General features: G+C 58.3%; 21 protein-coding genes and 1 pseudogene. 12 read left to right on the forward strand and 10 right to left on the reverse strand.

What is annotated here, in order from left to right; genetic code table 11:
* Nucleotides 1-61: 61 nt before the first annotated feature.
* From K0P33_RS05710 to K0P33_RS05735, 6 genes are all read right to left on the reverse strand, one after another.
* Entirely contained in the window at nt 62-1,660 is a 1,599-nt protein-coding gene (locus tag K0P33_RS05710) for an ABC transporter substrate-binding protein (RefSeq protein ID WP_242154452.1), read from the reverse strand.
* 80 nt (nt 1,661-1,740) lie between these two features.
* Entirely contained in the window at nt 1,741-3,135 is a 1,395-nt protein-coding gene (locus K0P33_RS05715) for an OprD family outer membrane porin (RefSeq protein WP_094950388.1), read from the reverse strand.
* A 170-nt stretch (nt 3,136-3,305) separates the two neighbouring features.
* On the reverse strand, nt 3,306-4,910 hold the full coding sequence (locus K0P33_RS05720; RefSeq protein WP_094950389.1) for an ABC transporter substrate-binding protein: 1,605 nt from the start codon (nt 4,908-4,910) through the stop codon (nt 3,306-3,308).
* A gap of 303 nt (nt 4,911-5,213) precedes the next feature.
* Nucleotides 5,214-6,842 (reverse strand): ABC transporter substrate-binding protein, encoded by a 1,629-nt coding sequence (locus K0P33_RS05725; protein ID WP_094950390.1) that lies wholly within the window; start codon nt 6,840-6,842, stop codon nt 5,214-5,216.
* Between the two features lie 258 nt (nt 6,843-7,100).
* Nucleotides 7,101-8,702 (reverse strand): ABC transporter substrate-binding protein, encoded by a 1,602-nt coding sequence (locus tag K0P33_RS05730; protein ID WP_242154454.1) that lies wholly within the window; start codon nt 8,700-8,702, stop codon nt 7,101-7,103.
* Between the two features lie 90 nt (nt 8,703-8,792).
* Nucleotides 8,793-9,509, reverse strand: a complete 717-nt coding sequence (locus tag K0P33_RS05735) for an SIMPL domain-containing protein (RefSeq protein ID WP_094950392.1) — start codon at nt 9,507-9,509, stop codon at nt 8,793-8,795.
* Nucleotides 9,510-9,714: 205 nt separating this feature from the next.
* Between K0P33_RS05735 and K0P33_RS05740 the strand changes: the two genes are divergently transcribed.
* The 3 genes and pseudogenes from K0P33_RS05740 to K0P33_RS05750 all read left to right on the forward strand — a co-directional run bounded on the left by K0P33_RS05740 (nt 9,715) and on the right by K0P33_RS05750 (nt 13,355).
* Nucleotides 9,715-10,977 carry an ATP-binding protein gene (locus tag K0P33_RS05740; RefSeq protein WP_242154457.1) on the forward strand — a complete coding sequence of 421 codons (1,263 nt, stop codon included), beginning with the start codon at nt 9,715-9,717 and terminating at the stop codon, nt 10,975-10,977.
* On the forward strand, nt 10,970-11,530 hold the full coding sequence (locus tag K0P33_RS05745; RefSeq protein ID WP_003171731.1) for a response regulator transcription factor: 561 nt from the start codon (nt 10,970-10,972) through the stop codon (nt 11,528-11,530). The genes K0P33_RS05740 and K0P33_RS05745 overlap by 8 nt, the downstream gene beginning before the upstream one ends.
* A gap of 100 nt (nt 11,531-11,630) precedes the next feature.
* A pseudogene (locus K0P33_RS05750) lies at nt 11,631-13,355 on the forward strand (ABC transporter ATP-binding protein/permease).
* Between the two features lie 180 nt (nt 13,356-13,535).
* Here K0P33_RS05750 and K0P33_RS05755 read toward each other — a convergent pair.
* Entirely contained in the window at nt 13,536-13,973 is a 438-nt protein-coding gene (locus tag K0P33_RS05755) for a DUF1043 family protein (RefSeq protein WP_094950395.1), read from the reverse strand.
* 147 nt (nt 13,974-14,120) lie between these two features.
* Between K0P33_RS05755 and K0P33_RS05760 the strand changes: the two genes are divergently transcribed.
* From K0P33_RS05760 to zapE, 3 genes are all read left to right on the forward strand, one after another.
* Nucleotides 14,121-14,750 (forward strand): alpha/beta fold hydrolase, encoded by a 630-nt coding sequence (locus K0P33_RS05760; protein ID WP_242154459.1) that lies wholly within the window; start codon nt 14,121-14,123, stop codon nt 14,748-14,750.
* A gap of 24 nt (nt 14,751-14,774) precedes the next feature.
* On the forward strand, nt 14,775-16,130 hold the full coding sequence (locus K0P33_RS05765; protein WP_094950397.1) for a tryptophan--tRNA ligase: 1,356 nt from the start codon (nt 14,775-14,777) through the stop codon (nt 16,128-16,130).
* A 79-nt stretch (nt 16,131-16,209) separates the two neighbouring features.
* Nucleotides 16,210-17,304 carry a cell division protein ZapE gene (gene zapE, locus K0P33_RS05770; protein ID WP_012722199.1) on the forward strand — a complete coding sequence of 365 codons (1,095 nt, stop codon included), beginning with the start codon at nt 16,210-16,212 and terminating at the stop codon, nt 17,302-17,304.
* A 60-nt stretch (nt 17,305-17,364) separates the two neighbouring features.
* Here zapE and K0P33_RS05775 read toward each other — a convergent pair whose 3' ends face one another.
* Together K0P33_RS05775 and K0P33_RS05780 are read right to left on the reverse strand one after the other, a co-directional pair.
* Entirely contained in the window at nt 17,365-17,598 is a 234-nt protein-coding gene (locus K0P33_RS05775; RefSeq protein ID WP_094950398.1) for a hypothetical protein, read from the reverse strand.
* Nucleotides 17,599-17,872: 274 nt separating this feature from the next.
* On the reverse strand, nt 17,873-18,793 hold the full coding sequence (locus K0P33_RS05780; protein WP_176462922.1) for a GlxA family transcriptional regulator: 921 nt from the start codon (nt 18,791-18,793) through the stop codon (nt 17,873-17,875).
* 220 nt (nt 18,794-19,013) lie between these two features.
* Between K0P33_RS05780 and K0P33_RS05785 the strand changes: the two genes are divergently transcribed.
* Nucleotides 19,014-20,150 (forward strand): acyl-CoA dehydrogenase family protein, encoded by a 1,137-nt coding sequence (locus K0P33_RS05785; protein ID WP_094950400.1) that lies wholly within the window; start codon nt 19,014-19,016, stop codon nt 20,148-20,150.
* A 116-nt stretch (nt 20,151-20,266) separates the two neighbouring features.
* Here the strand turns inward: K0P33_RS05785 and K0P33_RS05790 are convergent, their stop codons facing one another.
* Entirely contained in the window at nt 20,267-21,307 is a 1,041-nt protein-coding gene (locus tag K0P33_RS05790) for an NADP(H)-dependent aldo-keto reductase (protein WP_094950401.1), read from the reverse strand.
* A gap of 248 nt (nt 21,308-21,555) precedes the next feature.
* Here K0P33_RS05790 and rplM point away from each other — a divergent pair, with 248 nt between their 5' ends.
* The 5 genes from rplM (at nt 21,556) to K0P33_RS05815 (ending at nt 25,243) form a co-directional block, all read left to right on the forward strand.
* Complete coding sequence (rplM, locus tag K0P33_RS05795; protein WP_003171742.1) at nt 21,556-21,984, forward strand: 50S ribosomal protein L13; 429 nt, start codon at nt 21,556-21,558, stop codon at nt 21,982-21,984.
* A gap of 14 nt (nt 21,985-21,998) precedes the next feature.
* On the forward strand, nt 21,999-22,391 hold the full coding sequence (gene rpsI, locus K0P33_RS05800; protein ID WP_003216038.1) for a 30S ribosomal protein S9: 393 nt from the start codon (nt 21,999-22,001) through the stop codon (nt 22,389-22,391).
* Nucleotides 22,392-22,656: 265 nt separating this feature from the next.
* Nucleotides 22,657-23,253: a ubiquinol-cytochrome c reductase iron-sulfur subunit gene (gene petA / locus K0P33_RS05805; RefSeq protein ID WP_094950402.1), complete on the forward strand. Its 597-nt coding sequence runs from the start codon at nt 22,657-22,659 to the stop codon at nt 23,251-23,253.
* A complete protein-coding gene (locus K0P33_RS05810; protein ID WP_094950403.1) occupies nt 23,253-24,464 on the forward strand; it encodes a cytochrome bc complex cytochrome b subunit in 1,212 nt (403 codons plus the stop codon). The genes petA and K0P33_RS05810 overlap by 1 nt, the downstream gene beginning before the upstream one ends.
* Nucleotides 24,464-25,243 carry a cytochrome c1 gene (locus tag K0P33_RS05815; RefSeq protein ID WP_094950404.1) on the forward strand — a complete coding sequence of 260 codons (780 nt, stop codon included), beginning with the start codon at nt 24,464-24,466 and terminating at the stop codon, nt 25,241-25,243. The genes K0P33_RS05810 and K0P33_RS05815 overlap by 1 nt, the downstream gene beginning before the upstream one ends.
* Nucleotides 25,244-25,293 lie beyond the last annotated feature (50 nt).

Consider the following 25,293-nt stretch of genomic DNA (forward strand, 5'->3'; position numbering starts at 1 on the left):
CTCAATCAGCCGGTTAGGCAGGTTCGGCACCGTCAATGTCGACGGTGCCGAGCGTCTCTTATTACTTCACCTGGGTGGTGGCGAAGTTATTTGTAGTCAGAGGGCTTTGGGTAAAGCCTTCGACGTTTTTGCGCATGGCGGTGAACATTTTCGGGTAAGCCATGGGAATCCAGGGTTGATCCTTCTCGAAAACGTCCATGGCTTGTTCGTAGAGTGCAGCCCGTTTCGAGGGTTCCTCGATGGCGCGTGCCTTATCGATCAAGTCTTGAAACTCTTTGTTACACCAGCGGGCGTAGTTTTCGCCGTTTTTGGCTGCATCGCAACTCAGGTTTGGCGTGAGGAAGTTATCCGGGTCACCGTTATCGCCTGCCCAGCCAGCCGACACCATGTCGTGCTCGCCGTTTTTTGCGCGCTTGAGCATTTCGCCCCATTCCATGACTCTGATGTTGACCTTCAGGCCAATCTGCGCCAGATCCGCCTGCATGCGCTGGGCGCCGAGCATTGGGTTAGGGTTGGTCGGGCCACCGCCATTACGGGTGAACAAGGTGAACTCGGTGCCTTCCGGTACGCCGGCTTCCTTGAGCAGGGCGCGGGCCTTGTCCAGGTCGCGCGGTGGGTTCTTCAGCTTGTCGCTGAAACCCAGCAGCGTCGGTGGATACGGGCCAGTGGCGTCGATGGCGTTGCCTTTGCCATACAGGGATTCGTTGTAGCCTTTCTTGTCGAACGCGATGTTGATCGCGTGACGCACCCGCGCGTCGCTCATGTACTTGTGGGTGGTGTTCATGGCGGTGTAGCTGGTGGTCATGGCCGCCAGTTCCGCGACTTTCAGGTTTGGATCAGCCTTGGCGCTCGGCACGTCATCGGGCTTGGGATACAGCGCGATCTGGCATTCGTTGGCCTTGAGCTTTTGCAGGCGCACGTTGCTGTCGGTAGTGATGGCCAGGATCAACGGGTCAGCTGGCGGCTTGCCACGGAAGTAATCCGGGTTGGCCTTGAAGCGCACTTGGGCGTCCTTGGCGTAGCGGGTGAAGATGAACGGGCCGGTGCCGATCGGCTTGGCGTTCAGGTCATCGGTCTTGCCGGACTTGAGCAACTGGTCGGCGTATTCGGCGGAGTGGATCGAGGAAAACGCCATGGCCAGGTCGGCCAGGAACGGTGCTTCAGGACGGGTCAGGGTGAAGACAACGGTGTGGTCGTCGGTCTTCGTTACGCTCTTGAGCAGTTCCTTGAAACCCATGCTTTCAAAGTACGGGTAGCCCACAGCGGACTTGTTATGCCAAGGGTGGTTCGGGTCCAGCTGGCGCTGGAAGCTCCAAAGCACGTCGTCGGCATTCATGTTGCGCGTGGGTTTGAAGTAGTCGGTGGTGTGGAACTTGATGTCGTCACGCAGGTGAAAGGTGTAGGTCAGGCCATCGGCGCTGATTTCCGGCAGGGCCTTGGCCAGTGCAGGAATCACTTCGGTGGTGCCGGGCTTGAAGTCCACCAGGCGGTTGAACATGGTTTCGGCAGCGGCGTCAGCGGTGACGGCCGTGGTGTACAGGACCGGGTCGAAACCCTCCGGGCTGGCTTCGGTGCAGACCACCAGCGGTTTGGCCGAAACGCCGATCGCGACGCTCAACAGCGCAGCGGCAATGGCAGCTTGTAGCGGGAGCATTTTCATTCAGAGCCCTCTGCAATCGATTGAACCAGACAAGCGTAGACGGCGGGTTCGTCATGAACCCGCCGTCTACCTGGCGCTAATTAAAGGATGTTGAACGGGATGGTAGTGACCAGGCGGAACTCACGGATGTTGCCGTCAGCCTGTTGGGCGCTGGCACGGTGAGTGACGTAGGTGCCACGGATGGTGGTGGCTTTCAGAGGGCCGCTCTGGATAGCGTAGGAAGTACCTACGCCGTATTCCTGGTGCTTCTCGCCGTCTTGGGACTGAATACCGTTGTAAGCGAAGCCTTTCACGCCGCCGTCGCCGGTGTAGTGAGTACCATCAATGCCCCAGCCGCGAGCCGAGTAGATGTTGAACTTCAGGCCTGGCACGCCGTATTCAGCCATGTTGAGGCCGTAGGCAACCTGGAAGGACTTCTCGTTCGGACCGTTAAAGTCAGAGGTCAGGGAGTTGGCCAGGTAGATGCCGTTGGTTTCGTGCAGGTAGTCGAAGTACTCGTTACCGTTAACGGCCTGGTAGGAGAAGGTCAGGCTGTGGGCTTGGTGAGTCAGGCCCAGAGACAACGAGTAAGTGTCGTTGTCGATTTTGCCCATCTTCTTGCTGCCGGTGTCGGTGGTTTTGTAGTAGTTCAAGCCGGTGGTCAGTGCCAGAGTCTGGGCATCACCCAGTTCGTGGGTAGCGCCGAAGTAGTACTGGTTCCAGAAGTCTTCGACGTTAGCGGCAAAAACGCTGGTTTTCAGGCTTTTGAACGGCTGGTAGTTGAAGCCCAGGGTTTTGACCTTGTCGGTTTCCTGGCCATTGCCGTACTCGGAGCGGAATTTCGACAGGCTCTGTTCGGTACGTGGCGAAACGCGGTCAAAGATACCGCCCTGGAACGACAGGTTGCTGAGTTCCTGGCTGTCGAACGACACACCTTCAAAGCTTGAAGGCAGTGCACGGTTACCGATGGTGTCGACAATGCCGCTGCTGAAGTTCTGGCGACCGGCGGTCAAGGTGGTGTTCGAGACACGGAACTTCACGTTGGCCAGGCCCAGTTTGCTCCACTGGCCGACGGCATCGCCGTCGGAGTCAGCCAGCGTACGGTTGGAACCGCCCTTGATGTCACGCTTGCTGCGGTCCAGGGCCACAACGTTGTAAGCCGCCACTTCGGTCGCCACGCCCACGGTGCCTTGGGTGAAGCCCGAGGAGTAGTTAAGGATGGTGCCTTGCAGCCAGTTCGTACGGTTCGCGTCGGTTTCTGTCACGCCGTGCTTCTTGTAAGAGAAGCGCTGGCCACGGAATTTACGCTCGCTGGAGAACCAGTTACGGGTAGTACCGCCCAGGCTTTGACCGTCGACAAAGCCTTTGGCCTCGCTTTGGGCGCTGGTGCCGGCCAATGTGGTAGGAACGAAGTCCTGGCTTTGAGGTTCAGCGAAGGCGGTTGCCGTGATGCTGCTGATGGCCAAGGCCAGAAGCGCTTTGCTGCTCAGTTTCATGGGTGAAGCTCCTTTGGTTCTCTTTTTAATGCCGGTCTTTTTAGGTGAACCGGCTATTGGGTGTGTAACTCGTTCAAGCCTTGCAAACGTTTGCCGTAGGAAATTTCCCAACAAAAGGCTGCACGTTTGCCAGGGAGCTAACTTCGCTCCCTGCAAATCCGGTTATTTTCTTATGGGGTGATACTGACGCCCGAGAACACGTTGCGGCCGAAGGGGCTGACTTTGAACCCTTCAACTTTGGCGCTTAACGGCTGGTTGACCGTCGAGTGGGCGACTGGCGTGATCGGCACCTGTGTTTTAAGCAGTTGCTGCGCCTGTTTGTACAGAACAGTCCTTTGTTCGCGGTCGGTGACGACCTTGGCTTGCTTGATCAGCTTGTCGTACGCCGGGTCACACCACATGGAGTAGTTGTTCCCGCCGATGGCGTCGCAGCTATACAGGGTGCCCAACCAGTTGTCCGGGTCACCGTTGTCGCCGGTCCAGCCGATCAGGCTGATATCGTGCTCACCGTTCTTGGTGCGCTTGATGTATTCGCCCCACTCGTAGCTGACGATCTTGACCTTGAGGCCGATCTTGGCCCAGTCGCTTTGCAGCATCTCGGCCATCAGTTTGGCGTTGGGGTTGTACGGCCGTTGCACCGGCATCGCCCACAGGGTGATCTCGGTGCCTTCCTTCACGCCGGCAGCCTTGAGCAGTGCCTTGGCTTTTTCCGGGTCGTAGGCGGCGTCCTTGATGGTGTCGTCGTAGGACCACTGGGTCGGCGGCATGGCGTTGACCGCCAGCTGACCGGCGCCCTGGTACACGGCGTTGAGGATGCTCTGCTTGTTCACCGCCATGTCCAGCGCCTGGCGCACTTCGAGCTGGTCGAAGGGTTTGTGGCGCACGTTGTAGGCGATGTAGCCGAGGTTGAAGCCCGGCTTGGTCAGCAATTGCAGATTCGGGTCGGCCTTGAGAGCGTCGACGTCGGCCGGGCGCGGATGCAGGGTGATCTGGCATTCGCCGGCCTTGAGCTTCTGTACCCGCACCGATGCGTCGGTGTTGATCGCAAAAATCAGCTGGTCGAGCTTCACGCGGCTCGGGTCCCAGTACTGTTTGTTGCCCACATAACGAATCTGCGAGTCTTTCTGGTAGCGCTGGAACACAAACGGGCCAGTGCCGATCGGCTTCTGGTTGATGTCGCTCGGTTTGCCTTCTTTAAGCAGCTGCTCGGCGTACTCGGCCGACAGAATCGAGGCAAAGCTCATGGCGATGTTTTGTACGAACGCGGCGTCGACCGTGTTCAGGGTCATCACCACGGTGTAAGGGTCGGTTTTCTCGACCTTGGCAATGTTCTTGTTCAGGCTCATCCCGGTGAAGTACGGGAACTCGGTGGGGTAGGCCTTGCGAAACGGGTATTCAGGGTCAAGCATACGGTTGAAGGTGAACAGCACGTCGTCGGCGTTGAAGTCGCGCGTCGGCTTGAACTCCTTGTTGCTGTGGAACTTCACCCCTTCACGCAGGTGGAAGGTGTAAGTCAGGCCGTCTTCGGAAATATCCCACTTGGTTGCCAGCCCAGGTACCACATTGGTTGAGCCCTTTTCGAATTCAACCAAGCGGTTGTACAGCGGCTCGGCGGCATCGTTGTCGGTGGCGGTGGTGTATTGCGCGGTGTCAAACCCTGCCGGACTGCCTTCAGAGCAGAACACCAGGCTCTTCTTGTCGGCGGCTTGGCCCATCGTAGCCACAGCCAGCAGGCTGGTGCCAAAAATTGCGGATAGAACGGTGGTATGGCGCATGACGATCCCAATCCTTGTTTGTTGTTGTCATCAGCGAGCAATCACCCAGGCTTTTGCCTGGGAGACATCACTGATCCCACACACAGCAAGTGCCTTTCCGTGCTTGGTGCTTCTGCTGTCCTACGACGTTATGGGTCTCGGACTTCGCAGTAAATACGCCAAAACGGATTGACCTTGTAGGTAACGGATGCACAGGTCGCGGCTCATTGCTGTAGGACGGCAACGTTTCGGATGTGGTCTGTTTCCTATGGTCCAGGCGGATGCAATAACGGCGACGTTATGACGCGTCGCCGTTACTAATCCTTACTTGCCGCTTACGCTCACGCCGTAGAAGGAGTTCAAGCCAAACGGGCTGATCTTGAAGTCCTGCACGGTGTTGCGCATGGGTTGATACACCGTCGAGTGCGCGATAGGTGTCAACGGGACTGCATCTTTGAGGATATGTTGCGCCTGCTTGTACAGCTCGGTGCGTTTGGCGACATCCGATGTGGCCTTGGCATCTTTCACGAGGCCATCGAATTTTTTGTCACACCATTTGGAGAAGTTGTTACCGGCCAGCGAGTCGCAACCGAACATTACGTTCAGCCAGTTGTCCGGGTCACCATTGTCGCCGCTCCAGCCAATCAGCATGGCCTGGTTCTCGCCGCCTTTGGCGCGCTTGACGTACTCGCCCCACTCGTAGCTGACGATGTTGACCTTCAGGCCGATCTGTTTCCAGTCGTTCTGCAGCATCTCAGCCATCAGCTTGGCGTTCGGGTTGTACGGACGCTGAACCGGCATCGCCCACAGGGTGATTTCGGTGCCTTCCTTGATACCGGCTTCCTTGAGCAAAGCCTTGGCTTTGGTCACGTCAAACGGAACATCTTTGATGGTGGTGTCGTAGGACCATTGGGTTGGTGGCATGGCGTTGACGGCCAGTTGGCCAGCGCCCTGGTAAACCGAATCGATGATCTGCTGCTTGTTTACCGACATGTCCAGGGCTTGGCGCACGCGCAGGTCCGACAGCGGGTTAGGCGCAGTCTGGCCTTTGAGCACCGGCATTACGTTGTAGGCGATGTAACCCAGGTTGAAACCGGCCTGGTTCGGCATTTTCAGGTCTTTGTCTTCGCTCAGCGTCTTCAGGTCGGCTGGACGTGGGAACAGAGTGATCTGGCATTCGTTTTTCTTGAGCTTCTGGATACGCACCGACGGGTCAGTGGTGATGGCGAAGATCAGGTTGTCGATCTTCACATCTTCAGGTTTCCAGTAATCCTTGTTGCCGGTGAAACGGATGTTGGAGTCTTTCTGGTAGCTCTTGAACACGAACGGACCAGTGCCGACCGGCTTCTGGTTAATGTCCTGGGCTCTGCCTTCCTTCAACAGTTGGGCGGCATATTCAGCCGACTGGATCGAAGCGAAGCTCATTGCCATGTTCTGGATGAAAGCAGCGTCCACGGTGCCAAGGATGAACTTGACGGTGTGGTCATCGACTTTCTCGATGTTCTTGATGTTGGTGTCCATCCCCATGTCCGTGAAGTACGGGAACTCGGTGGGGGAGGCTTTGCGGAACGGGTCGTCCTTGTTGATCATGCGGTTGAACGTGAACTGCACGTCATCGGCATTGAAGGTACGGGTCGGCTTGAAGTACGCAGTGGTGTGGAACTTGACGCCTTCGCGCAGGTGGAAGGTGTACGTCAGGCCATCCGGGGACACGTCCCAGCTGGTGGCCAGCCCAGGAACAACAGCGGTGCCGCCGCGTTCGAACTGGGTCAGACGGTTGAACATGGTTTCGGCCGAAGCATCGAAGTCTGTTCCGGTGGTGTACTGGGCGGCGTCGAAACCAGCCGGGCTCCCTTCGGAGCAGAACACCAGGTTAGTCGCCGCTTGGGCGAATGGGGCTGCGGCCATAAGGCCAGCGCTCACTAAAAGCGGAATGACTGCGTGTTTAAGCATGTTGGCCTCATGATTTGTTGTCATTTTTGGTGGTGAGGGCGACCTCGTGAGTCGGCCTGCGGATACTTATGCAGGCGCCATACCCATTGCAAGATGCTGAACCGTCGCGAGAGCCAAACTGTGGTACGAACGTACAGGAATGTCGCATTTATGAAAGTTTGTACATAAATGCATATATATAGAGGGTTTTTTCAGTGCATTTGACGCACCAAAAAAGCCCGACCGAGGCGTCTGGCGCACTCGGTTGGGGCGTCGCTGTTACTTATCTAGACTGACACCATAAAACGGTGTCAGGCCAAACGGGCTGATCTTGAAGTTCTGCACTTCTTTGCGAATAGGCTGGAAAACCGTCGAGTTTGCGATAGGCGTTATAGGTACTTGTTCCTTAAGGATTTTCTGTGCCTGTTGATACCACTTGATGCGCTGCTCACGGTCACTGCTGACCTTGGCCTGTTGCACCAGTTTGTCGTAGGCCGGGTTACACCATTTAGCGTAGTTGCTGCCCTTGACCGCGGCACAACTGTAGAGCACGCCAAGCCAGTTATCCGGGTCGCCGTTGTCGCCGGTCCAGCCGTAAATCATCGCGTCGTGCTCGCCATTTTTGGCGCGCTTGATGTATTCGCCCCACTCGTAGCTAACGATATTGGCTTTGATACCGACTTTTTCCCAATCCTGTTGGATCATTTGTGCCGACATTCGCGCGTTGGGGTTCGAGGCGCGCTGCACAGTCATCGCCCACAGATTGATGGTGGTACCTGGTGCAACCCCTGCTTCTTTTAGTAGCGCCCGCGCCTTGATCGGGTCGTGCGGCGCGTCCTTGATGTTGGGGTCATAAGACCACTGCGCCGGTGGCAGTGCGTTCTGCGCCAATTGCCCGGCGCTTTGGTAAACGGCCTTGATAATCGCCGGTTTGTCGATGGCCATGTCCAGGGCCTGGCGCACTTTGAGCTGGTCCAGCGGCGGGTGAGTGACGTTGTACGCCAGAAAGCCCAAGTTGAAACCGGCTTGCTGCAGCACGCGCAGATTCGGGTCCTGCTTCATCACTTCAATGTCGGCGGGGCGTGGGTAGCCGCTGACCTGGCATTCGCCGGCCTTGAGTTTCTGCAAGCGCGAGGCCGCGTCCGGGGTGATGGCGAACACCAGGTTGTCGAGCTTCACATCCTCGGGCTTCCAATACTGTTTATTGGCCGCGTAGCGAATCTGCGAGTCTTTCTGGTAGCGCTTGAACACAAACGGCCCGGTGCCTACGGGCTTTTGATTGATATCCGAAGCCTTGCCTTCTTTTAATAGCTGCGCGGCGTATTCGGCCGATTGCACCGAAGCAAAGCTCATCGCCAGGTTCTGCACGAACGAGGCATCGACGTTGTTCAGGTTGAAACGCACGGTGTGATCGTCGAGTTTTTCGAGGTTTTTGATCGTGGTGTTCAAGCCCATGTCGGTGAAGTACGGCGACTCGGACGGGTAGGCCTTGCGAAAGGGGCTGTCGGCATCCAGCAGGCGGTTGAAGGTAAACAGCACGTCATCCGCGTTGAAGTCGCGGGTAGGGGTGAAGTAGTCGGTGGTGTGGAACTTGACGCCATCGCGCAGATGAAAGGTGTAGGTCAGGCCGTCTTTGGATACCTCCCAGCTCGTCGCCAGGCCGGGTTCGACTTCGGTGCCGCCGCGCTTGAACTGGGTCAGACGGTTGAACACGGTTTCGGCGGAAGCATCGAAGTCGGTGCCGCTGGTGTACTGGCTGGGGTCGAAGCCGGCGGGGCTGGCTTCTGAGCAGTAGACCAGGGTGCTGGCCGCTTGGGCCATCGGCATAAAAGCCAGCAGGCTTGCAGCCAGGAGTAGCGGTTTGAACGCAGAACTTTGCATGGAAACTCCTGAAGTAGCAGGCCTATAAAGCCGCCCAAACAAAAACGGCGGTCACCGAGGTTACCGCCGTTCAGGTTTGTCAGGTAGGGGTCACTGCATCTGTACTTCGATCACGCCATCAGCGCTCATGTTGACCTGGCTGGTGCCGGCTTCGACTTCCGGCGTCGGCGCCGAATCCGCCATGGCTGCTTTCATCATCATCCCGCCACTGCGGGCGTAAGGCATCGGATAGCCATTGGTGTTGAAGTTCAGGTTAACGATTTTGTAGCCCTTGCCGCCCAGCGCATCGGTGGCCAGTTGGGCGCGCGCTTTGAAGGCGGCAACCGCGTCTTTGAGCAATGCATCTTCGCTGGCCTTGCGCGTGTTGTCGGCGATGGCGAAGTCCATGTTTTCCATTTTCAGGGTATTGAGCAGCTCGCCGGTAAGCTTGGACAGCGCCGGGAAGTCCGCACTCTCCAGGCGCAGCTCGGCGCGCTCACGCCAGCCGGTGATCTTCTGGTTCTTGTTGTCGTAGATCGGGTAGCTGCTACGGCTGCCCTGGCGCAGGGTCACGCCTTTGACTTCGCGCGCTTCGCCAAGGGCCTTGTTCAGGGTGGTGGTGATTTCGGCGGCGAGCTTGGCCGGGTCGGTATTTTGCGACTCGGTATAAAGCGTGACGATCATCTTGTCGCGGGCCACTTCCTGGCTGACCTCAGCGCGCAGGGAAATCTGGTTGTAATGCAGCTCATCGGCGGCCATCGCCGGGAGGGTGGCCAGGGCGCTGGCGCTCAGGGTCAGTACGGCTGCACTGCGAGTGAAACGAGACATGGAAGCTCCTTGGGATAGTCGTGTTCGGTATGACTGTAGACGGTGCTGTCGGGTTCTTCGGGTTTACACATTCGCTACAAGTTGTGGGGGCGCCGACGAACGGTCATTCGCTCGGCCTGCGTCAAAGAGCCACACGCGCCGTGCCAGGCGGCCTGCTTCGTTTATACTCCTGGCGATCCGCCTGCAGCGCTCACCGGGAGAGCTCATGCTCGCCGCCGTAAAACTGACTTCCGCCACCCGCCAGAACCTCTGGCGCCTGACGTTCATTCGTACCCTGGTACTGGCCGCACAGGCCGGTTCCGTCGGGCTCGCGTATTGGTTCGACCTGCTGCCATTGCCGTGGCTGCAGCTGGCCGTGACCCTCGGCTTTTCCACCGTGCTGTGTGTGTTTACGGCCATTCGGCTGCGTACCACCTGGCCGGTGACCGAGCTGGAATACGCCCTGCAGTTGGCTTGCGACCTGTTTATCCACAGTGTGCTGCTGTATTTCTCCGGTGGTTCCACCAACCCGTTCGTCTCGTATTACCTGGTGCCACTGACGATTGCCGCCGTGACCTTGCCATGGCGCTACTCGGTGGTGCTGTCGGGTATCGCGCTGATGCTGTACACCTTGCTGCTGGCACAGTTCTACCCGTTGCAGACCTTCCCTATCGCTAGGGAAAATCTGCAGATTTATGGGATGTGGCTGAGCTTTGCGCTGTCTGCGGCGGTGATTACTTTCTTTGCCGCGCGCATGGCCGAAGAGCTGCGTCGCCAGGAAGAATTACGCGCCATTCGCCGCGAAGAAGGCCTGCGTGACCAGCAACTCCTGGCCGTCGCCACCCAGGCCGCCGGTGCCGCTCACGAGCTGGGCACGCCGTTGGCGACCATGAGCGTACTGCTCAAGGAAATGACCCAGGACCATCACGACCCGGCCCTGCAAGAAGACTTGAGCGTGCTGCAGGAACAGGTCAAGCAGTGCAAGCTGACCCTGCAGCAACTGGTGCGGGCCGCCGAAGCCAATCGCCGCCTGGCGGTGGAAATGCAGGACGTGACCCAATGGCTCGACGAAGCCCTGAACCGCTGGCACCTGATGCGCCCCGAAGCCAGTTACCGCTTCAACCTGCTGGGCCAGGGCAGCGTGCCGCGCATGGCGCCGCCGCCGGACCTGACCCAAGCCTTGCTCAATCTGCTCAACAACGCTGCCGACGCCTGCCCCGAAGGGCTGGGCGTGCAGCTGGATTGGGATGCCGAAGACGTGACCATCAGTATCCGTGACCACGGCGCTGGCGTGCCGCTGGCCATTGCCGAGCAGATCGGTAAACCCTTTTTTACCACCAAGGGCAAAGGCTTCGGCCTCGGCCTGTTTTTGAGCAAGGCCAGCGTGACCCGCGCGGGCGGCTCAGTGAAGCTCTATAGTCATGAGGAAGGTGGCACGCTCACCGAGCTGCGCCTGCCCCGTGTCGCACGAGGAGATATCGATGAGTGACGAGATCCAAGTCGAAGGCGAAGAACTGCCGCACCTGTTGCTGGTAGATGACGATGCCACCTTTACCCGCGTGATGGCGCGTGCCATGAGCCGCCGTGGTTTCCGCGTAAGCACCGCAGGCTCGGCCGAAGAAGGCCTGACCATCGCCCAGGCCGATTTGCCGGACTACGCCGCGCTCGACCTGAAAATGGACGGCGACTCCGGGCTGGTGCTACTGCCTAAACTGCTGGAACTCGACCCGGAAATGCGCGTGGTGATCCTCACCGGCTACTCCAGCATCGCCACCGCTGTCGAGGCCATCAAGCGCGGCGCCTGCAACTACCTGTGCAAGCCGGCAGACGCCGACGACGTGCTGGCCGCCTTGCTCTCCGAGCACGCTGACCTCGATACCCTGGTGCCGGAAAACCCGATGTCGGTGGACCGCCTGCAGTGGGAACACATCCAGCGCGTACTGACCGAGCACGAAGGCAATATCTCCGCCACCGCCCGCGCCCTGGGCATGCACCGACGGACTTTGCAGCGCAAGCTGCAGAAGCGCCCAGTACGGCGCTGAACAAAGTCTGAACAATCCGCTTCAGGCCGCAGGGAGCTCTGAACCGATCGTCTATGATCGGTTCAAACGCCTGTCATCTTTTCCCTATCGAGCCTGAACGATGAATCAGAACGCTGACTATGGCGCGGTCAATGACGCGGTGCGTGGGCAATTCTTGCGCCGAACCTGGGCGATGATCACGCCCTATTGGCGCAGTGAAGAGAAGGGCAAGGCTTGGTTGCTACTGGTCGCACTGGTTGGCCTGTCGCTGTTCAGCGTGGCGATCTCGGTGTGGATCAACCACTGGTACAAGGATTTCTACAACGCCCTGGAGAAGAAGGACACCGCCGCCTTCTGGCAGTTGATCGGCTATTTTGGCGGGATTGCCGCCGTGGCGATTCTCGGCGCGGTATACCGCCTGTACCTGACCCAGATGCTGACCATTCGCTGGCGTGCCTGGCTCACCGAAAAGCACTTCGCACGGTGGCTCGCCGACAAGAACTACTACCAGCTGGAGCAGGGCGGCTACACCGATAACCCGGACCAGCGGATATCCGAAGACCTCAATAACTTCACCTCGAATACGTTGGGCCTGGGCCTGGGTCTGCTGCGCAATATCGTCAGCCTGGTGTCCTTCTCGATTATTTTGTGGGGCGTTTCCGGCAGCATCGAGGTGTTTGGCTTTACCATCCCGGGTTACATGTTCTGGTGTGCGCTGGTCTACGCCGGGATCGGCAGTTGGATAACCCACTTGATCGGCCGTCGCTTGATCGGCCTGAGCAACCAACAGCAACGCTTCGAAGCGGACCTGCGTTTCTCCATGGTGCGCGTGCGCGAGAATGCCGAGAGCATCGCCCTGTATAACGGCGAGCCGAATGAAAACCAGCGCTTGAGCGCACGTTTCGGCAAGGTCTGGCGCAACTTCTGGGACATTATGAAAGTGTCCAAGCGCCTGACCTTCTTCACCGCCGGGTATGAACAGATCGCAACCATCTTTCCCTTTATCGTCGCTGCGCCGCGCTATTTCGCCGGCAAGATCGAACTGGGTGAGCTGATGCAAATCAACTCGGCGTTCGGCAATGTGTAGGGCAACTTCAGCTGGTTTATCAGCGCTTACGCTGACCTCGCCAGCTGGCGCGCGACCAGTGATCGTCTGCTCAGCTTCCACCAGGCCATGAGTGAAAACGAGCAGCGTGCCCCGGCCATTGATGTGCGCCCGGAAGGCGAGCGTCTGGTGGTGAAAGACTTGGGCATGGACTTGGCCGACGGTCGCCACTTGCTGACCGATGGCGACATGACCGTGGAGCCGGGCGAGCGTGTGATGCTCAGCGGGCGTTCCGGCAGCGGTAAAAGTACCTTGCTGCGCGCCATGGGGCACTTGTGGCCGGCGGGCCACGGCAGCATCCGCCTGCCGGCGGCGCGTTACCTGTTCCTGCCGCAGAAACCGTATCTGCCGATTGGCACCCTGAAGGCCGCGCTGAGTTATCCACAGGCCGACAGCGTCTACCCGCCGGAACGTTATGCACAGGTGCTCGAAACCTGCCGCTTGCCGCACTTGGTCGGCCGTCTGGACGAAGCCAGCCACTGGCAACGCATGCTCTCGCCGGGTGAGCAGCAACGCCTGGCGTTTGCCCGCGCGCTGTTGTTTGCACCGCAATGGCTGTACATGGACGAAGCCACCTCGGCGATGGATGAAGAGGATGAGGCAACGTTGTACCAAGCCTTGATCGATGAGTTGCCGGGGCTGAGCATCGTCAGCGTCGGCCATCGCAGCAGCCTCAAGCGCTTCCATGGGCGGCATGTGCGGATCGAGGGTGGGCATCTTCAGGAGCAACTCGTCTCCTGAGGCCGAACTCGATCAATGTGGGAGCCGGGCTTGCCCGCGATGGCGGTGTAAGCTGGCACACCGCGATCGCAGGCAAGCCAGCTCCCACATTTGATCGGTGTTGGCTGATGAAGTGAGTGCCCAACAAAAAGCCCGGCTGATCATCGATCAGCCGGGCTTTTTTTATTGCTTGAAAATGACTTACTTCTTCAAGCCGTAATGCTCATCCAGCATGCCCGGGGCGTTCGGCGTTTTTGGCGCGTAGTCCCGTGGTGGCTCCTGGTTTTCCCGCGGTGGGGTCAGGCGCTCCCGCGCAGTTTGCGGGGCATCGGAATGCAACGCAGCCAGCAGGCGCTGACGGGTGATGTCGTCGAGGGCCAGGCGGTTGGCGCCATCGGCGAGGTGATCCTGTACTTCCTGGTAGCTCTGGGTGAGCTTCTTGACCAGGGTCGCGGTGCTGTTGAAGTGGGTAACAACCTCGTTCTGATAACTGTCAAAACGTTCCTGAATGTCATCCAACTGACGCTGCGTGCGGTTAGGCGCGGCATTCGGCAGCAGACGGGCAACCAGGAATCCAATGGCGACACCGGCAACCAAGGCGAGAGTCGGCAACAACCAAACTAAGAGCGAGTGTTCCACGAGTCCTTCCTCTATAAACGGCTTTGCTTTACGTTAACGGCTCAAACCTGCGCTGTATACCGCGATTAAGCTCGCAATGATGCCATGCACAGACTTTTAGCTAGACGAGTCGACCCTTTGAGAGGTCACGGAGTTCATTCCTTGCTCATGCGTGAAACCCCCGTTTTGATCGATGGCCCGGTTGGCCAATTGGAAGCCCTGTACCTTGATCACCCCGAGCCACGTGGCCTGGCGCTGATCTGCCACCCTAACCCGGTGCAGGGCGGGACCATGCTCAATAAAGTTGTCTCGACCCTGCAACGCACCGCCCGCGATGCCGGTTTGATTACTTTACGTTTCAATTACCGTGGCGTCGGTGCCAGCGCCGGTACACACGATATGGCCACCGGTGAAGTGGACGATGCCGAAGCGGCTGCCACCTGGCTGCGGGAAAAACACCCCGACCTGCCGATCACCCTGCTCGGTTTTTCCTTTGGCGGTTACGTGGCCGCCAGCCTCGGCGGCCGTTTGGAAGCCAAGGGTGAAAAGCTCGCGAACCTGTTCATGGTTGCCGCCGCCGTGATGCGCCTGCGCGATACCGACCTGCTGCCCCAAGGCTGCCCATTGACCCTGATCCAGCCGGAAACCGACGAAGTGGTCGACCCGCAGCTGGTCTACGACTGGTCTGGCGCCTTGAAACGCCCCCATGAGCTGCTGAAAGTGGCAGAATGCGGTCACTTTTTTCATGGCAAGCTGACCGATCTCAAGGATCTGGTGCTGCCGCGCCTCTCGAATTGATAGCAGTCTGATAAGCGATTACCCATGACGACTCGTACCCGTATCCTCACCGGCATCACCACCACCGGCACGCCGCACCTGGGCAACTACGCTGGCGCGATCCGCCCGGCGATCCTTGCCAGCCAAGACGCGAATGCCGACTCCTTCTACTTCCTGGCCGACTACCACGCCTTGATCAAGTGCGATGACCCGCAGCGCATCCAGCGCTCGCGTATGGAAATCGCCGCGACCTGGCTGGCCGGTGGCCTGGATGTGAACCGGGTGACTTTCTATCGCCAGTCCGACATCCCGGAAATTCCCGAGCTGACCTGGCTGCTGACCTGCGTCGCCGCCAAGGGCCTGCTCAACCGCGCCCATGCCTACAAGGCCTCGGTGGACAAGAACGTGGAAACCGGTGAAGACCCGGACGCGGGCATCACCATGGGCCTGTACAGCTACCCGGTACTGATGGCGGCGGACATCCTGATGTTCAACGCACACAAAGTGCCGGTCGGTCGCGACCAGATCCAGCACGTGGAAATGGCCCGCGACATCGGCCAGCGTTTCAACCACCTGTTTGGCAACGGTAAAGAATTCTTCACCATGCCCGAGGCGTTGATCGAAGAAAGCGTCGCCACCTTGCCGGGCCTGGATGGCCGCAAGATGTCGAAAAGCTACGACAACACCATCCCGTTGTTCACCAGCGCCAAGGACATGAAAGACGCCATCTCGCGGATCGTCACCGATTCCCGCGCGCCTGGCGAAGCCAAAGACCCGGACAACTCGCACCTGTTCACCCTGTTCCAGGCGTTTGCCACCAAGGCCCAGGAAGAAGAGTTCCGCGCTGAGTTGTTGCAAGGTTTGGGCTGGGGCGAGGCGAAGAGCCGTCTGTTCCAACTGCTCGACAGCCAACTGGGTGAGGCGCGCGAGCGTTATCACCAGTTGATGTCGCGCCCTTCGGACATGGAAGACCTGCTGCTGATCGGCGCCAAGAAGGCCCGTGCCGTAGCGGCGCCGTTCCTGGCCGAGCTGCGTGAGGCGGTGGGCCTGCGTTCATTCGTCAATGAGGCTGCGGCGCCGGTGGCGACCAAGAAGAAAACCGCCAAAGCCGCGCGCTTTGTGAGCTTTCGCGAAGACGACGGCAGTTTCCGCTTCCGCTTGCTGGCGGCCGATGGCGAGCAACTGCTGCTGTCGCGCAACTTTGCCGACGGCAAAGCGGCCGGTGCGGTAACCAAGCAATTGCAAAGTGGTGACGCGCTGGACGTGCGAACTGAAGTGCTGAGCTTCAGCGTGTGGCTGGACGGCGCTGCTGTGGCCGACAGTGCGACCTTCGCCGATATGGCATCGCGTGATGCTGCCATCGAAGCCCTGCGCGTCGCGTTGACCCCCATCGAGGATTAACCCGACCAAGGGTTGATTGCCATTCTCCAGGGCCGTCGTTACAGTGACGGCCCGTTTTTGTTGCCTTGCTAACGAAATTATGACGCCCCTAGAACGATATCAAGCTGATCTGAAACGTCCTGAATTCTTCCATGACGCTGCCCAGGAAACTGCGGTGCGTCATTTGCAGCGCCTGTACGACGACCTGGTCGCGGCCTCGCAAAGCAAGCCAGGGATGTTCAGCAAGCTGTTTGGCAAGAAAGACCACACGCCGGTCAAGGGCTTGTACTTCTGGGGTGGCGTGGGCCGCGGCAAGACTTACCTGGTCGACACCTTCTTTGAAGCGCTGCCGTTCAAGGAAAAGGTACGTACGCACTTCCACCGCTTCATGAAACGCGTGCACGAAGAAATGAAGACCTTGCCGGGCGAGAAAAACCCGCTGACCATCATCGCCAAGCGCTTCTCCGACGAAGCGCGGGTGATCTGCTTCGATGAATTCTTCGTCTCCGACATCACCGATGCCATGATCCTCGGCACCCTGATGGAAGAGCTGTTCAAGAACGGCGTGACCTTGGTTGCCACCTCGAACATCGTGCCCGACGGCTTGTACAAGGACGGCCTGCAACGCGCGCGCTTCCTGCCGGCCATCGCGCTGATCAAGCAGAACACCGAGATCGTCAACGTCGACAGCGGCGTCGACTACCGCCTGCGTCACCTTGAGCAGGCCGAGCTGTTCCACTTCCCGCTGAACGAAGCGGCGCACGAAAGCCTGAAAAAAAGCTTCCGCGCGCTCACGCCGGAATGCACCCAGGCGGTGGAAAACGACAAGTTGATGATCGAGAACCGCGAAATCATCGCGCTGCGCACCTGCGATGACGTGGCCTGGTTCGAATTCCGCCAACTGTGCGACGGCCCGCGCAGCCAGAACGACTACATCGAACTGGGCAAGATCTTTCACGCGGTGATTTTGAGCGGCGTGGAGCAGATGAGCGTCACCACCGACGACATCGCGCGCCGGTTTATCAACATGGTCGACGAGTTTTACGACCGCAACGTCAAGCTGATCATCTCGGCGGAAGTCGAACTCAAGGACCTCTACACCGGCGGTCGCTTGAACTTTGAATTCCAGCGCACGTTGAGCCGCTTGTTGGAAATGCAGTCCCACGAGTTCCTGTCGCGTGGGCATAAGCCGTAAGCGGTGTGATTGATATAAAAGGCCCGCAGCGATTGCGGGCCTTTTTATTTTGGGTGTTGGTTAAAAAGTGATCTGGTCTTCAGTGGGCGGCGCCGGTTTTACGAGCGTCTTTATGTCACCCTCCACCTTGTAGATCGCGCCGTCCGCCCCCTTAACAAATTCGGGCGCCGCTTCCTCTTCCTTCTTTTTTCGATCCTTTTTTAACTGTTCAGTCTCATTTTCCTTGGATGTAATTGCGCCTGTCTCGTTCGGCTGTACAGCCGACCTGAAAGAGCTGCTTCCTATGGATGACATGATTGAGTCTCCGTCCTAGTTTGAGCCAAGTGAATTTAGAAAAAGCCCTGCGTGATCCGCAGCGCAGTTCGGCAGAAATAGGCGACTTTTTCCTCGCTTAAAATGCCAGAGGTCCCGGGCGTTGCGGGTTCGTCCTCGTCCTGTCTAGCTGTAGGAATTGGAGGTCTTGCAGGCAGGTATTGCTTAAGGCCTTGGTTAAGGCTGCATGGGGTTTTCAGTTCGACCCTGCACCATTGCGGTATGGCAGGGTCGTTTGCATCGTCAGGGGCTGTATCTACGCGGCTTGCTGAAATTGCTGCCGGTACTGGTTTGGCGACAACTCCGTGTGCTGGCGGAACAACCGCGCAAAGAAGCTCGCATCGTCGTAACCCACCTCATAACTGATGGTCTTGATACTCTTGCGGCTGCCCGAAAGCAAGCCCTTGGCGGTCTCGATGCGCAGGCGTTGCAGGTAATGCAGCGGCTTGTCACCCGTCGCTGTCTGGAAGCGGCGCATAAAGTTGCGAATGCTCATACCGTGTTCCCGGGCGACGTCTTCGAAGCGGAACTTGTCGGCAAAATGCTCTTCGAGCCAGTGCTGGATCTGCAGGATGATCACGTCTTGGTGCAGCTTCTGCCCACCAAACCCGATGCGCCCCGGCGCGTAGCTGCGCTGCACTTCGTAAAGAATATCGCGGGCCACGGCTTGGGCGATGTTGGCGCCGCAGAAACGTTCGATCAAGTAGATGTAGAGGTCGCACGCCGAGGTGGTGCCACCGGCGCAATACAGGTTGTCGGCGTCGGTCAGGTGCTTGTCCTGGTTGAGCTGCACCTTGGGGAAGCGTTCGCTGAAGGCATTGAAGAAGCGCCAGTAAGTGGTTGCCTCCTTGCCATCCAACAGCCCGGCTTCAGCGAGCCAGAACACCCCGGTGGCTTCGCCGCAGAGCACGGCGCCACGGGCGTGTTGCTGGCGCAGCCAAGGCATCACTTGCGGGTAGCGCGTGCACAGCGCGTCGAAGTCATCCCAGAAGGCCGGTAAGACGATGATGTCGGCGTCTTCCAGGCCGCCGTCCACCGGCATGATCACATCACTGAAGCTGCGCACCGATTGCCCGTCGGGGCTGACCAGGCGCGTTTCAAACGCTGGGGTCAGGCCCAGGCCTTGTTGCTTGCCATATCGCAGGCTGGCGAGATGGAAGAAATCCTTGGCTTGCATGAGGGTTGAAGCGAATACCCGATCAATGGCCAAAATGCTGACGCGCCGCAGGGGCGTGGAGATTTGGTTAGACATAATTTCATTTATTCTTATAGGGGAAAGTGGTCACCAGACGGCTGGATCGTCTTATTTTTTGTCGCATGTGTCCAGTGTCCCGTGACGCCTTCGCGGCTTAGTCTCTGTGGTCTGGTCTTTGTCCGACAATCCCCACAGGTGACCCATGATCCCCAGAACCTTGTTCAGCTCGGAGCACGAACTCTTCCGCGAGAGCGTGCGCACCTTCCTCGAAAAACACGCTGCGCCGTTCCATGGGCAATGGGAGAAACAGGGCTACATCGACCGTGATCTGTGGAGCAAGGCAGGGGAGGCGGGCATGCTCTGCTCCCACTTGCCGGAGGAATATGGCGGCCTGGGCGCGGACTTTCTCTACAGCGCGGTAGTGATCGAGGAGATCAGCCGCCTTGGTTTGACCGGCATCGGTTTCTCGCTGCATTCGGACATCGTCGCGCCGTACATCCTGCATTACGGCAGTGAAGCGCTGAAACACAAATACCTGCCCAAATTGATCTCTGGCGAGATGGTCACGGCCATCGCCATGACCGAGCCGGGGGCCGGTTCCGACTTGCAGGGCGTTAAGACCACCGCCGTGTTGGAGGGCGATGAGTACGTGATCAACGGCTCCAAGACCTTTATCACCAACGGCTTTCTCGCCGAGTTGGTGATCGTGGTGGCCAAGACCGATCCCAAGGCCGGTGCGAAGGGCACCAGCCTGTTTCTGGTGGAAGCCGATACGCCGGGCTTCGACAAGGGCAAGCGCCTGGAGAAGGTAGGCATGAAGGCTCAGGACACGTCGGAGTTGTTCTTCCAGGACGTGCGCGTGCCCAAGGAAAATCTGTTGGGTCAGGCGGGCATGGGCTTCGCGTATTTGATGCAGGAGTTGCCCCAGGAGCGTCTGACCGTGGCGATTGGCGCGCTGTCGTCGGCCGAGGCGGCGCTGCAGTGGACCTTGGAATACACCCGCGAGCGCAAGGCGTTCGGCAAGGCGATTGCCGATTTCCAGAACACCCGGTTCAAGCTCGCGGAGATGGCGACTGAGATTCAGATTGGCCGTGTGTTCGTCGACAAGTGCATGGCGTTGCACCTGGAGGGCAAGCTAGACGTGCCTACGGCGGCGATGGCCAAGTATTGGGCCACGGACCTGCAGTGCAAGGTGCTCGATGAGTGCGTGCAGTTGCACGGCGGCTACGGCTACATGTGGGAATACCCGATTGCGCGGGCCTGGGCGGATGCGCGGGTGCAGCGGATTTATGCGGGGACCAATGAGATCATGAAGGAGATTATCGCGCGGGCGCTTTGATGGTTTTGTAGTGCTGCGTAAGGCTCCATCGCAGGCAAGCCAGCGCCCACATTTGACTGTGTTCACAGTTCAAAATGTGGGAGCCGGGCTTGCCCGCGATGGGGTTTAGGGATCAATCAAGGCGCGGGGTTCGGATGATCCTTCTGAATCGCCTCAATCCCTTCGAGCACTTCCTTCGACAGCTTCAGGTCAGCACTGGCAATGTTGCTGTCCAGCTGTTCCAGTGTCGTGGCACCAATAATGTTGCTGGTCACAAACGGCTGTTGCGTCACAAAGGCCAGGGCCATCTGTGCCGGGTCCAGACCCTGTTCCCGCGCCAGCGCCACATAACGGCTGCATGCCGCTTCCGACTGCGGGTTGAAGTAACGGCTGAAGCGGCTGTATTCGGTCAGGCGAGCCTTTGCCGGGCGTGCGCCACCTTCGTACTTACCGCTGAGCATGCCGAACGCCAGCGGCGAGTAGGCCAGTAGGCCGCACTGCTCACGCATGGCGACTTCCGCCAGGCCCACTTCAAAGCTGCGGTTGAGCAGGTTGTAGGGGTTCTGGATCGACACCGCGCGTGTCCAGCCACGGGCTTCGGCCAGGGCCAGGAATTTCATAGTGCCCCAAGGGGTTTCGTTGGACAGGCCGATGTGGCGGATCTTGCCGGCCTTGACTTGTTCGTCCAGCGCTTCGAGGGTTTCTTCCAGCGGGGTCAGGTCGTCTTCGTCTTTGTGCTTGTAGCTCAGTTGGCCGAAGAAGTTGGTGCTGCGTTCCGGCCAGTGCAGCTGGTAGAGGTCGATCCAGTCGGTTTGCAGGCGTTTGAGGCTGGCATCCAGGGCGTCGACGATGTGTTTGCGGTTGTGGCGCAGGTGGCCGTCGCGGATGTAGTCGATGGTGTTGCCGGGGCCGGCGATTTTGCTGGCGAGGATCCAGTCGGCACGGTCGCCGCGGCTTTTGAAGTAATTACCAATGTAGCGCTCGGTGGTGGCATAGGTGTCGGCCTTGGGCGGCACCGGGTACATTTCTGCCGTGTCGAGGAAGTTGATCCCCGCGGCCTTGGCCCGTTCGATCTGCGCGAAGGCCTCTGCCTCGCTGTTCTGCTCGCCCCAGGTCATGGTGCCCAAGGCTATCGCGCTTACGTTCAGATCGGTGCGGCCCAGCTGTCGATAATCCATCCGGTACTCCTTCGGGGAAAACAATCATAAAAGCAGGTTGAATTTTTTTTCGCAATCTGCATAATTGCCCACCTCTTTCTGCAGTGGAAGTGATGCGCCGCCTGCCGAAGAATCTTGCCGTTGAACGGACGCGCCGACCCGAGCCCCCGATAGCGTCTGTATCCGGCTGCCTTTGACTTGTCAAAGTACGCACTATTCAGTAAGATCCGCCGTCTAATTTACAGGGCGGCCCCTGAGGCTATTAAAGAATGACAACTTTTACTGCAAAACCGGAAACAGTTCAGCGCGACTGGTTTGTCGTCGACGCCGCTGGTCAGACCCTGGGTCGTCTGGCCACTGAAGTCGCCAGCCGTCTGCGTGGCAAGCACAAGCCTGAGTACACCCCTCACGTTGACACCGGTGACTACATCGTGATCATCAACGCTGAGCAGGTACGTGTTACCGGCAACAAAGCGCAAGACAAAATGTACTACCGTCACTCCGGTTTCCCAGGCGGTATCAAGTCTTCCAACTTTGAAGGCCTGATTTCCAAGAAGCCTGAAGCCCCGATCGAAATCGCGGTCAAAGGCATGCTGCCGAAGGGCCCACTGGGTCGCGATATGTTTCGCAAGCTGAAAGTCTATGCGGGCGCTGTACACCCTCATGCTGCTCAGCAGCCCCAAGAACTGAAGTTTTAACGGAATAGTTCATTATGTCGGCGACTCAAAATTACGGCACTGGCCGTCGCAAAACCGCAACCGCACGCGTTTTCCTGCGTCCGGGCACTGGTAACATCTCGATCAACAACCGCACTCTGGAAAACTTCTTCGGTCGCGAAACTGCCCGCATGGTAGTTCGTCAGCCGCTGGAATTGACCGAGACAGTTGAAAAGTTCGACATCTACGTCACCGTTATCGGTGGCGGTGTAAGTGGTCAAGCTGGCGCAATCCGCCACGGTATCACTCGCGCTCTGATGCAGTACGACGAAACCCTGCGTGGCGCTCTGCGCAAAGCTGGCTTCGTAACTCGCGATGCTCGTGAAGTTGAACGTAAGAAAGTCGGTCTGCGTAAAGCGCGTAAGCGTCCGCAGTACTCGAAGCGTTAATTCGCTTTACGTTCCACAAAAACGCCCAACTCCTCACGGAGCTGGGCGTTTTTTATTGCCTACGATTTATGCATAAATTTCGCCGTGACAACTTGCCACATCCGTAGACCCCCTATACTACAAGGCCTGGGGAGGGAGCCTTGGGCAATTCCCTTGTCATACGTGGGGCTTTTCATTACCATTCGGCAAAATTTTTATAAGTAAAGATTCAACACTTAGTAGACGCCTGATTTAACAGGCCAAAAAGCTGATGGGAGAGGACTGAATGAGCAATGACGGCGTGAATGCAGGCCGGCGTCGCTTCTTAGTAGCAGCCACATCCGTGGTGGGTGCTGCAGGAGCGGTGGGGGCTGCGGTCCCGTTCGTGGGGTCATGGTTTCCCAGTGCCAAGGCGAAAGCCGCTGGTGCACCGGTGAGGGTGAATGTCAGCAAGATCGACCCAGGCCAGCAGATGATTGCTGAGTGGCGCGGTCAGCCGGTCTTCATCGTTCGTCGTACTGAGGAAATCTTGGGGAATTTGAAGAAAATCGAAGGTCAGCTGTCTGACCCCGACTCGAAGAATTCCGACCAACCCGCCTACGTCGATAAGGAAATTCGTTCGATCAAGCCAGAGATCCTGCTGCTGATCGGTATCTGCACCCACTTGGGTTGCTCGCCTACTTTCCGCCCCGAAGTTGCTCCAGCAGACCTGGGAAAAGACTGGGTTGGGGGCTATTTCTGCCCTTGCCACGGCTCCCACTACGACCTCGCTGGCCGCGTCTACAAGTCACAACCCGCACCACTGAACCTGCCAGTTCCGCCGCATCATTACGAGACTGACAGTGTCATTGTCATTGGCGTCGACGAGGGGGAGAAAGCCTGATGAGCAAGTTCATGGATTGGGTGGATGCGCGCTTCCCCGCTACCAAAATGTGGGAAGACCATCTCAGCAAATATTACGCGCCAAAAAACTTCAACTTCTTCTACTTCTTCGGCTCCCTGGCGCTGTTGGTGTTGGTCAACCAACTCGTCACCGGCGTCTGGCTGACGATGAGCTACACGCCGTCGGCAGAAGAGGCCTTTGCGTCCGTTGAAGGGATCATGCGCGATGTCGAGTACGGCTCGATCTTGCGTCTATTGCACTCCACCGGCGCTTCAGCGTTCTTTATCGTGGTCTACATGCACATGTTCCGTGGCTTGCTCTACGGTTCGTACCAGAAGCCACGCGAGCTGGTGTGGGTGTTTGGCATGCTGATCTACCTGGCACTGATGGCCGAAGCCTTCATGGGCTACCTGCTGCCGTGGGGCCAGATGTCGTACTGGGGCGCCCAGGTGATCATCTCGCTGTTTGGTGCGATCCCGGTCATCGGTAACGACCTGACCCAGTGGATCCGCGGTGACTACCTGATCTCCGGCATCACCCTGAACCGCTTCTTCGCCTTGCACGTGGTGGCCTTGCCGATCGTGATTCTGGGCTTGGTGGTGCTGCACATTCTGGCGCTGCACGAAGTGGGTTCGAACAACCCAGATGGCGTGGATATCAAGAAACACAAAGACGAAAACGGTATCCCGCTGGATGGTATTCCGTTCCACCCGTACTACACCGTGAAAGATATTGTCGGCGTGGTCGTGTTCCTGTTCATCTTCTGCTCGATCGTGTTCTTTTTCCCGGAGATGGGCGGTTACTTCCTCGAAAAGCCTAACTTCGAACAGGCCAACGCCTTCAAGACGCCTGAGCACATCGCCCCGGTTTGGTACTTCACACCGTTCTACGCCATCTTGCGGGCGATTCCAGACAAGCTAATGGGCGTAGTTGCCATGGGGGCTTCGATTGCTCTGTTGTTTGTACTGCCTTGGCTCGACCGTAGCCCGGTCAAGTCCATGCGTTACAAGGGCTGGTTGAGCAAGATCTGGCTGTGGGTGTTCTGCATCTGCTTCGTGCTGCTGGGTTGGACGGGCGTCAAGGCGCCGACGCCGCAATTAACGTTGCTGTCGCAGGTCTGCACCTTCCTGTACTTCGCCTACTTCATTCTGATGCCGTTCTACACCCGGCTCGAGAAGACCAAACCGGTTCCGGAAAGGGTGACTGGCTGATGAAAAAGTTATTTGTTGCTTTGATGCTTGCGGCACTGCCGCTACTGTCCTTCGCGGCCGAGCATGGCCCCGAGCTGGAAAAAGTCGATATCGACGTGTCTGACAAGGCCGCCATGCAGGACGGGCTGCGTACCTTCAGCAACTACTGCATGGGCTGCCACAGCGCCAAGTTTCAGCGCTACGAGCGTGTCGCCGATGACCTGGGCATCCCCCATGACGTGATGCTCAGCCACGCGGTGTTCACCGGCGCGAAGATCGGCGACCACATGAGCATCGGCATGCAACCGGCTGATGCCAAGGCCTGGTTCGGGGCTGCACCGCCCGACCTGACCCTGGTGGCCCGTGTTCGCGGCACCGATTGGCTCTATGGTTACCTGAAATCCTTCTACGAAGACCCGGCGCGCCCTTATGGCGTCAACAACAAAGTCTTCCCGAACGTCGGTATGCCTAACGTTCTGGTCGGCCTGCAGGGTCGCCAAGTGGTAGGATGCAAGCAGGTTCAGGTCGTCGAAGACGGCAAGAAGCAATATGATCCGTTGACCGGTACGCCTTTGACTCATGAAGCGTGCGATCAACTGACCATCGTGCCCAAGACTGGCGCGCTGAACGAAGAGCAGTTTGACGAGAAGGTCAAGAATCTGGTGACCTTCCTGGCCTACTCGGCCAACCCGGTCAAACTGGAACATCAGCGCATCGGTACCTATGTATTGCTGTACCTGGCTTTCTTCTTTGTGTTCGCCTATCTGCTCAAACGCGAATACTGGAAGGATGTGCATTGATCCAACTGTAAGCAATTGCTGTTAATCTTGCGCGCCCAGCGGCATCTCTG

Origin of the sequence: Pseudomonas sp. ArH3a (assembly GCF_022648765.1) — a bacterium.
Lineage (GTDB): Bacteria > Pseudomonadota > Gammaproteobacteria > Pseudomonadales > Pseudomonadaceae > Aquipseudomonas.

Bases quoted from the DNA above. Each gene is read 5' to 3' on its own strand.
- K0P33_RS05710 (WP_242154452.1), bottom strand. From the start codon at position 1,660: ATGAAAATGCTCCCGCTACAAGCTGCCATTGCCGCTGCGCTGTTGAGC.
- K0P33_RS05715 (WP_094950388.1), bottom strand. From the start codon at position 3,135: ATGAAACTGAGCAGCAAAGCGCTTCTGGCCTTGGCCATCAGCAGCATC.
- K0P33_RS05720 (WP_094950389.1), bottom strand. From the start codon at position 4,910: ATGCGCCATACCACCGTTCTATCCGCAATTTTTGGCACCAGCCTGCTG.
- K0P33_RS05725 (WP_094950390.1), bottom strand. From the start codon at position 6,842: ATGCTTAAACACGCAGTCATTCCGCTTTTAGTGAGCGCTGGCCTTATG.
- K0P33_RS05730 (WP_242154454.1), bottom strand. From the start codon at position 8,702: ATGCAAAGTTCTGCGTTCAAACCGCTACTCCTGGCTGCAAGCCTGCTG.
- K0P33_RS05735 (WP_094950392.1), bottom strand. From the start codon at position 9,509: ATGTCTCGTTTCACTCGCAGTGCAGCCGTACTGACCCTGAGCGCCAGC.
- K0P33_RS05740 (WP_242154457.1), top strand. From the start codon at position 9,715: ATGCTCGCCGCCGTAAAACTGACTTCCGCCACCCGCCAGAACCTCTGG.
- K0P33_RS05745 (WP_003171731.1), top strand. From the start codon at position 10,970: ATGAGTGACGAGATCCAAGTCGAAGGCGAAGAACTGCCGCACCTGTTG.
- K0P33_RS05760 (WP_242154459.1), top strand. From the start codon at position 14,121: ATGCGTGAAACCCCCGTTTTGATCGATGGCCCGGTTGGCCAATTGGAA.
- K0P33_RS05765 (WP_094950397.1), top strand. From the start codon at position 14,775: ATGACGACTCGTACCCGTATCCTCACCGGCATCACCACCACCGGCACG.
- zapE (WP_012722199.1), top strand. From the start codon at position 16,210: ATGACGCCCCTAGAACGATATCAAGCTGATCTGAAACGTCCTGAATTC.
- K0P33_RS05775 (WP_094950398.1), bottom strand. From the start codon at position 17,598: ATGTCATCCATAGGAAGCAGCTCTTTCAGGTCGGCTGTACAGCCGAAC.
- K0P33_RS05780 (WP_176462922.1), bottom strand. From the start codon at position 18,793: ATGCAAGCCAAGGATTTCTTCCATCTCGCCAGCCTGCGATATGGCAAG.
- K0P33_RS05785 (WP_094950400.1), top strand. From the start codon at position 19,014: ATGATCCCCAGAACCTTGTTCAGCTCGGAGCACGAACTCTTCCGCGAG.
- K0P33_RS05790 (WP_094950401.1), bottom strand. From the start codon at position 21,307: ATGGATTATCGACAGCTGGGCCGCACCGATCTGAACGTAAGCGCGATA.
- rplM (WP_003171742.1), top strand. From the start codon at position 21,556: ATGACAACTTTTACTGCAAAACCGGAAACAGTTCAGCGCGACTGGTTT.
- rpsI (WP_003216038.1), top strand. From the start codon at position 21,999: ATGTCGGCGACTCAAAATTACGGCACTGGCCGTCGCAAAACCGCAACC.
- petA (WP_094950402.1), top strand. From the start codon at position 22,657: ATGAGCAATGACGGCGTGAATGCAGGCCGGCGTCGCTTCTTAGTAGCA.
- K0P33_RS05810 (WP_094950403.1), top strand. From the start codon at position 23,253: ATGAGCAAGTTCATGGATTGGGTGGATGCGCGCTTCCCCGCTACCAAA.
- K0P33_RS05815 (WP_094950404.1), top strand. From the start codon at position 24,464: ATGAAAAAGTTATTTGTTGCTTTGATGCTTGCGGCACTGCCGCTACTG.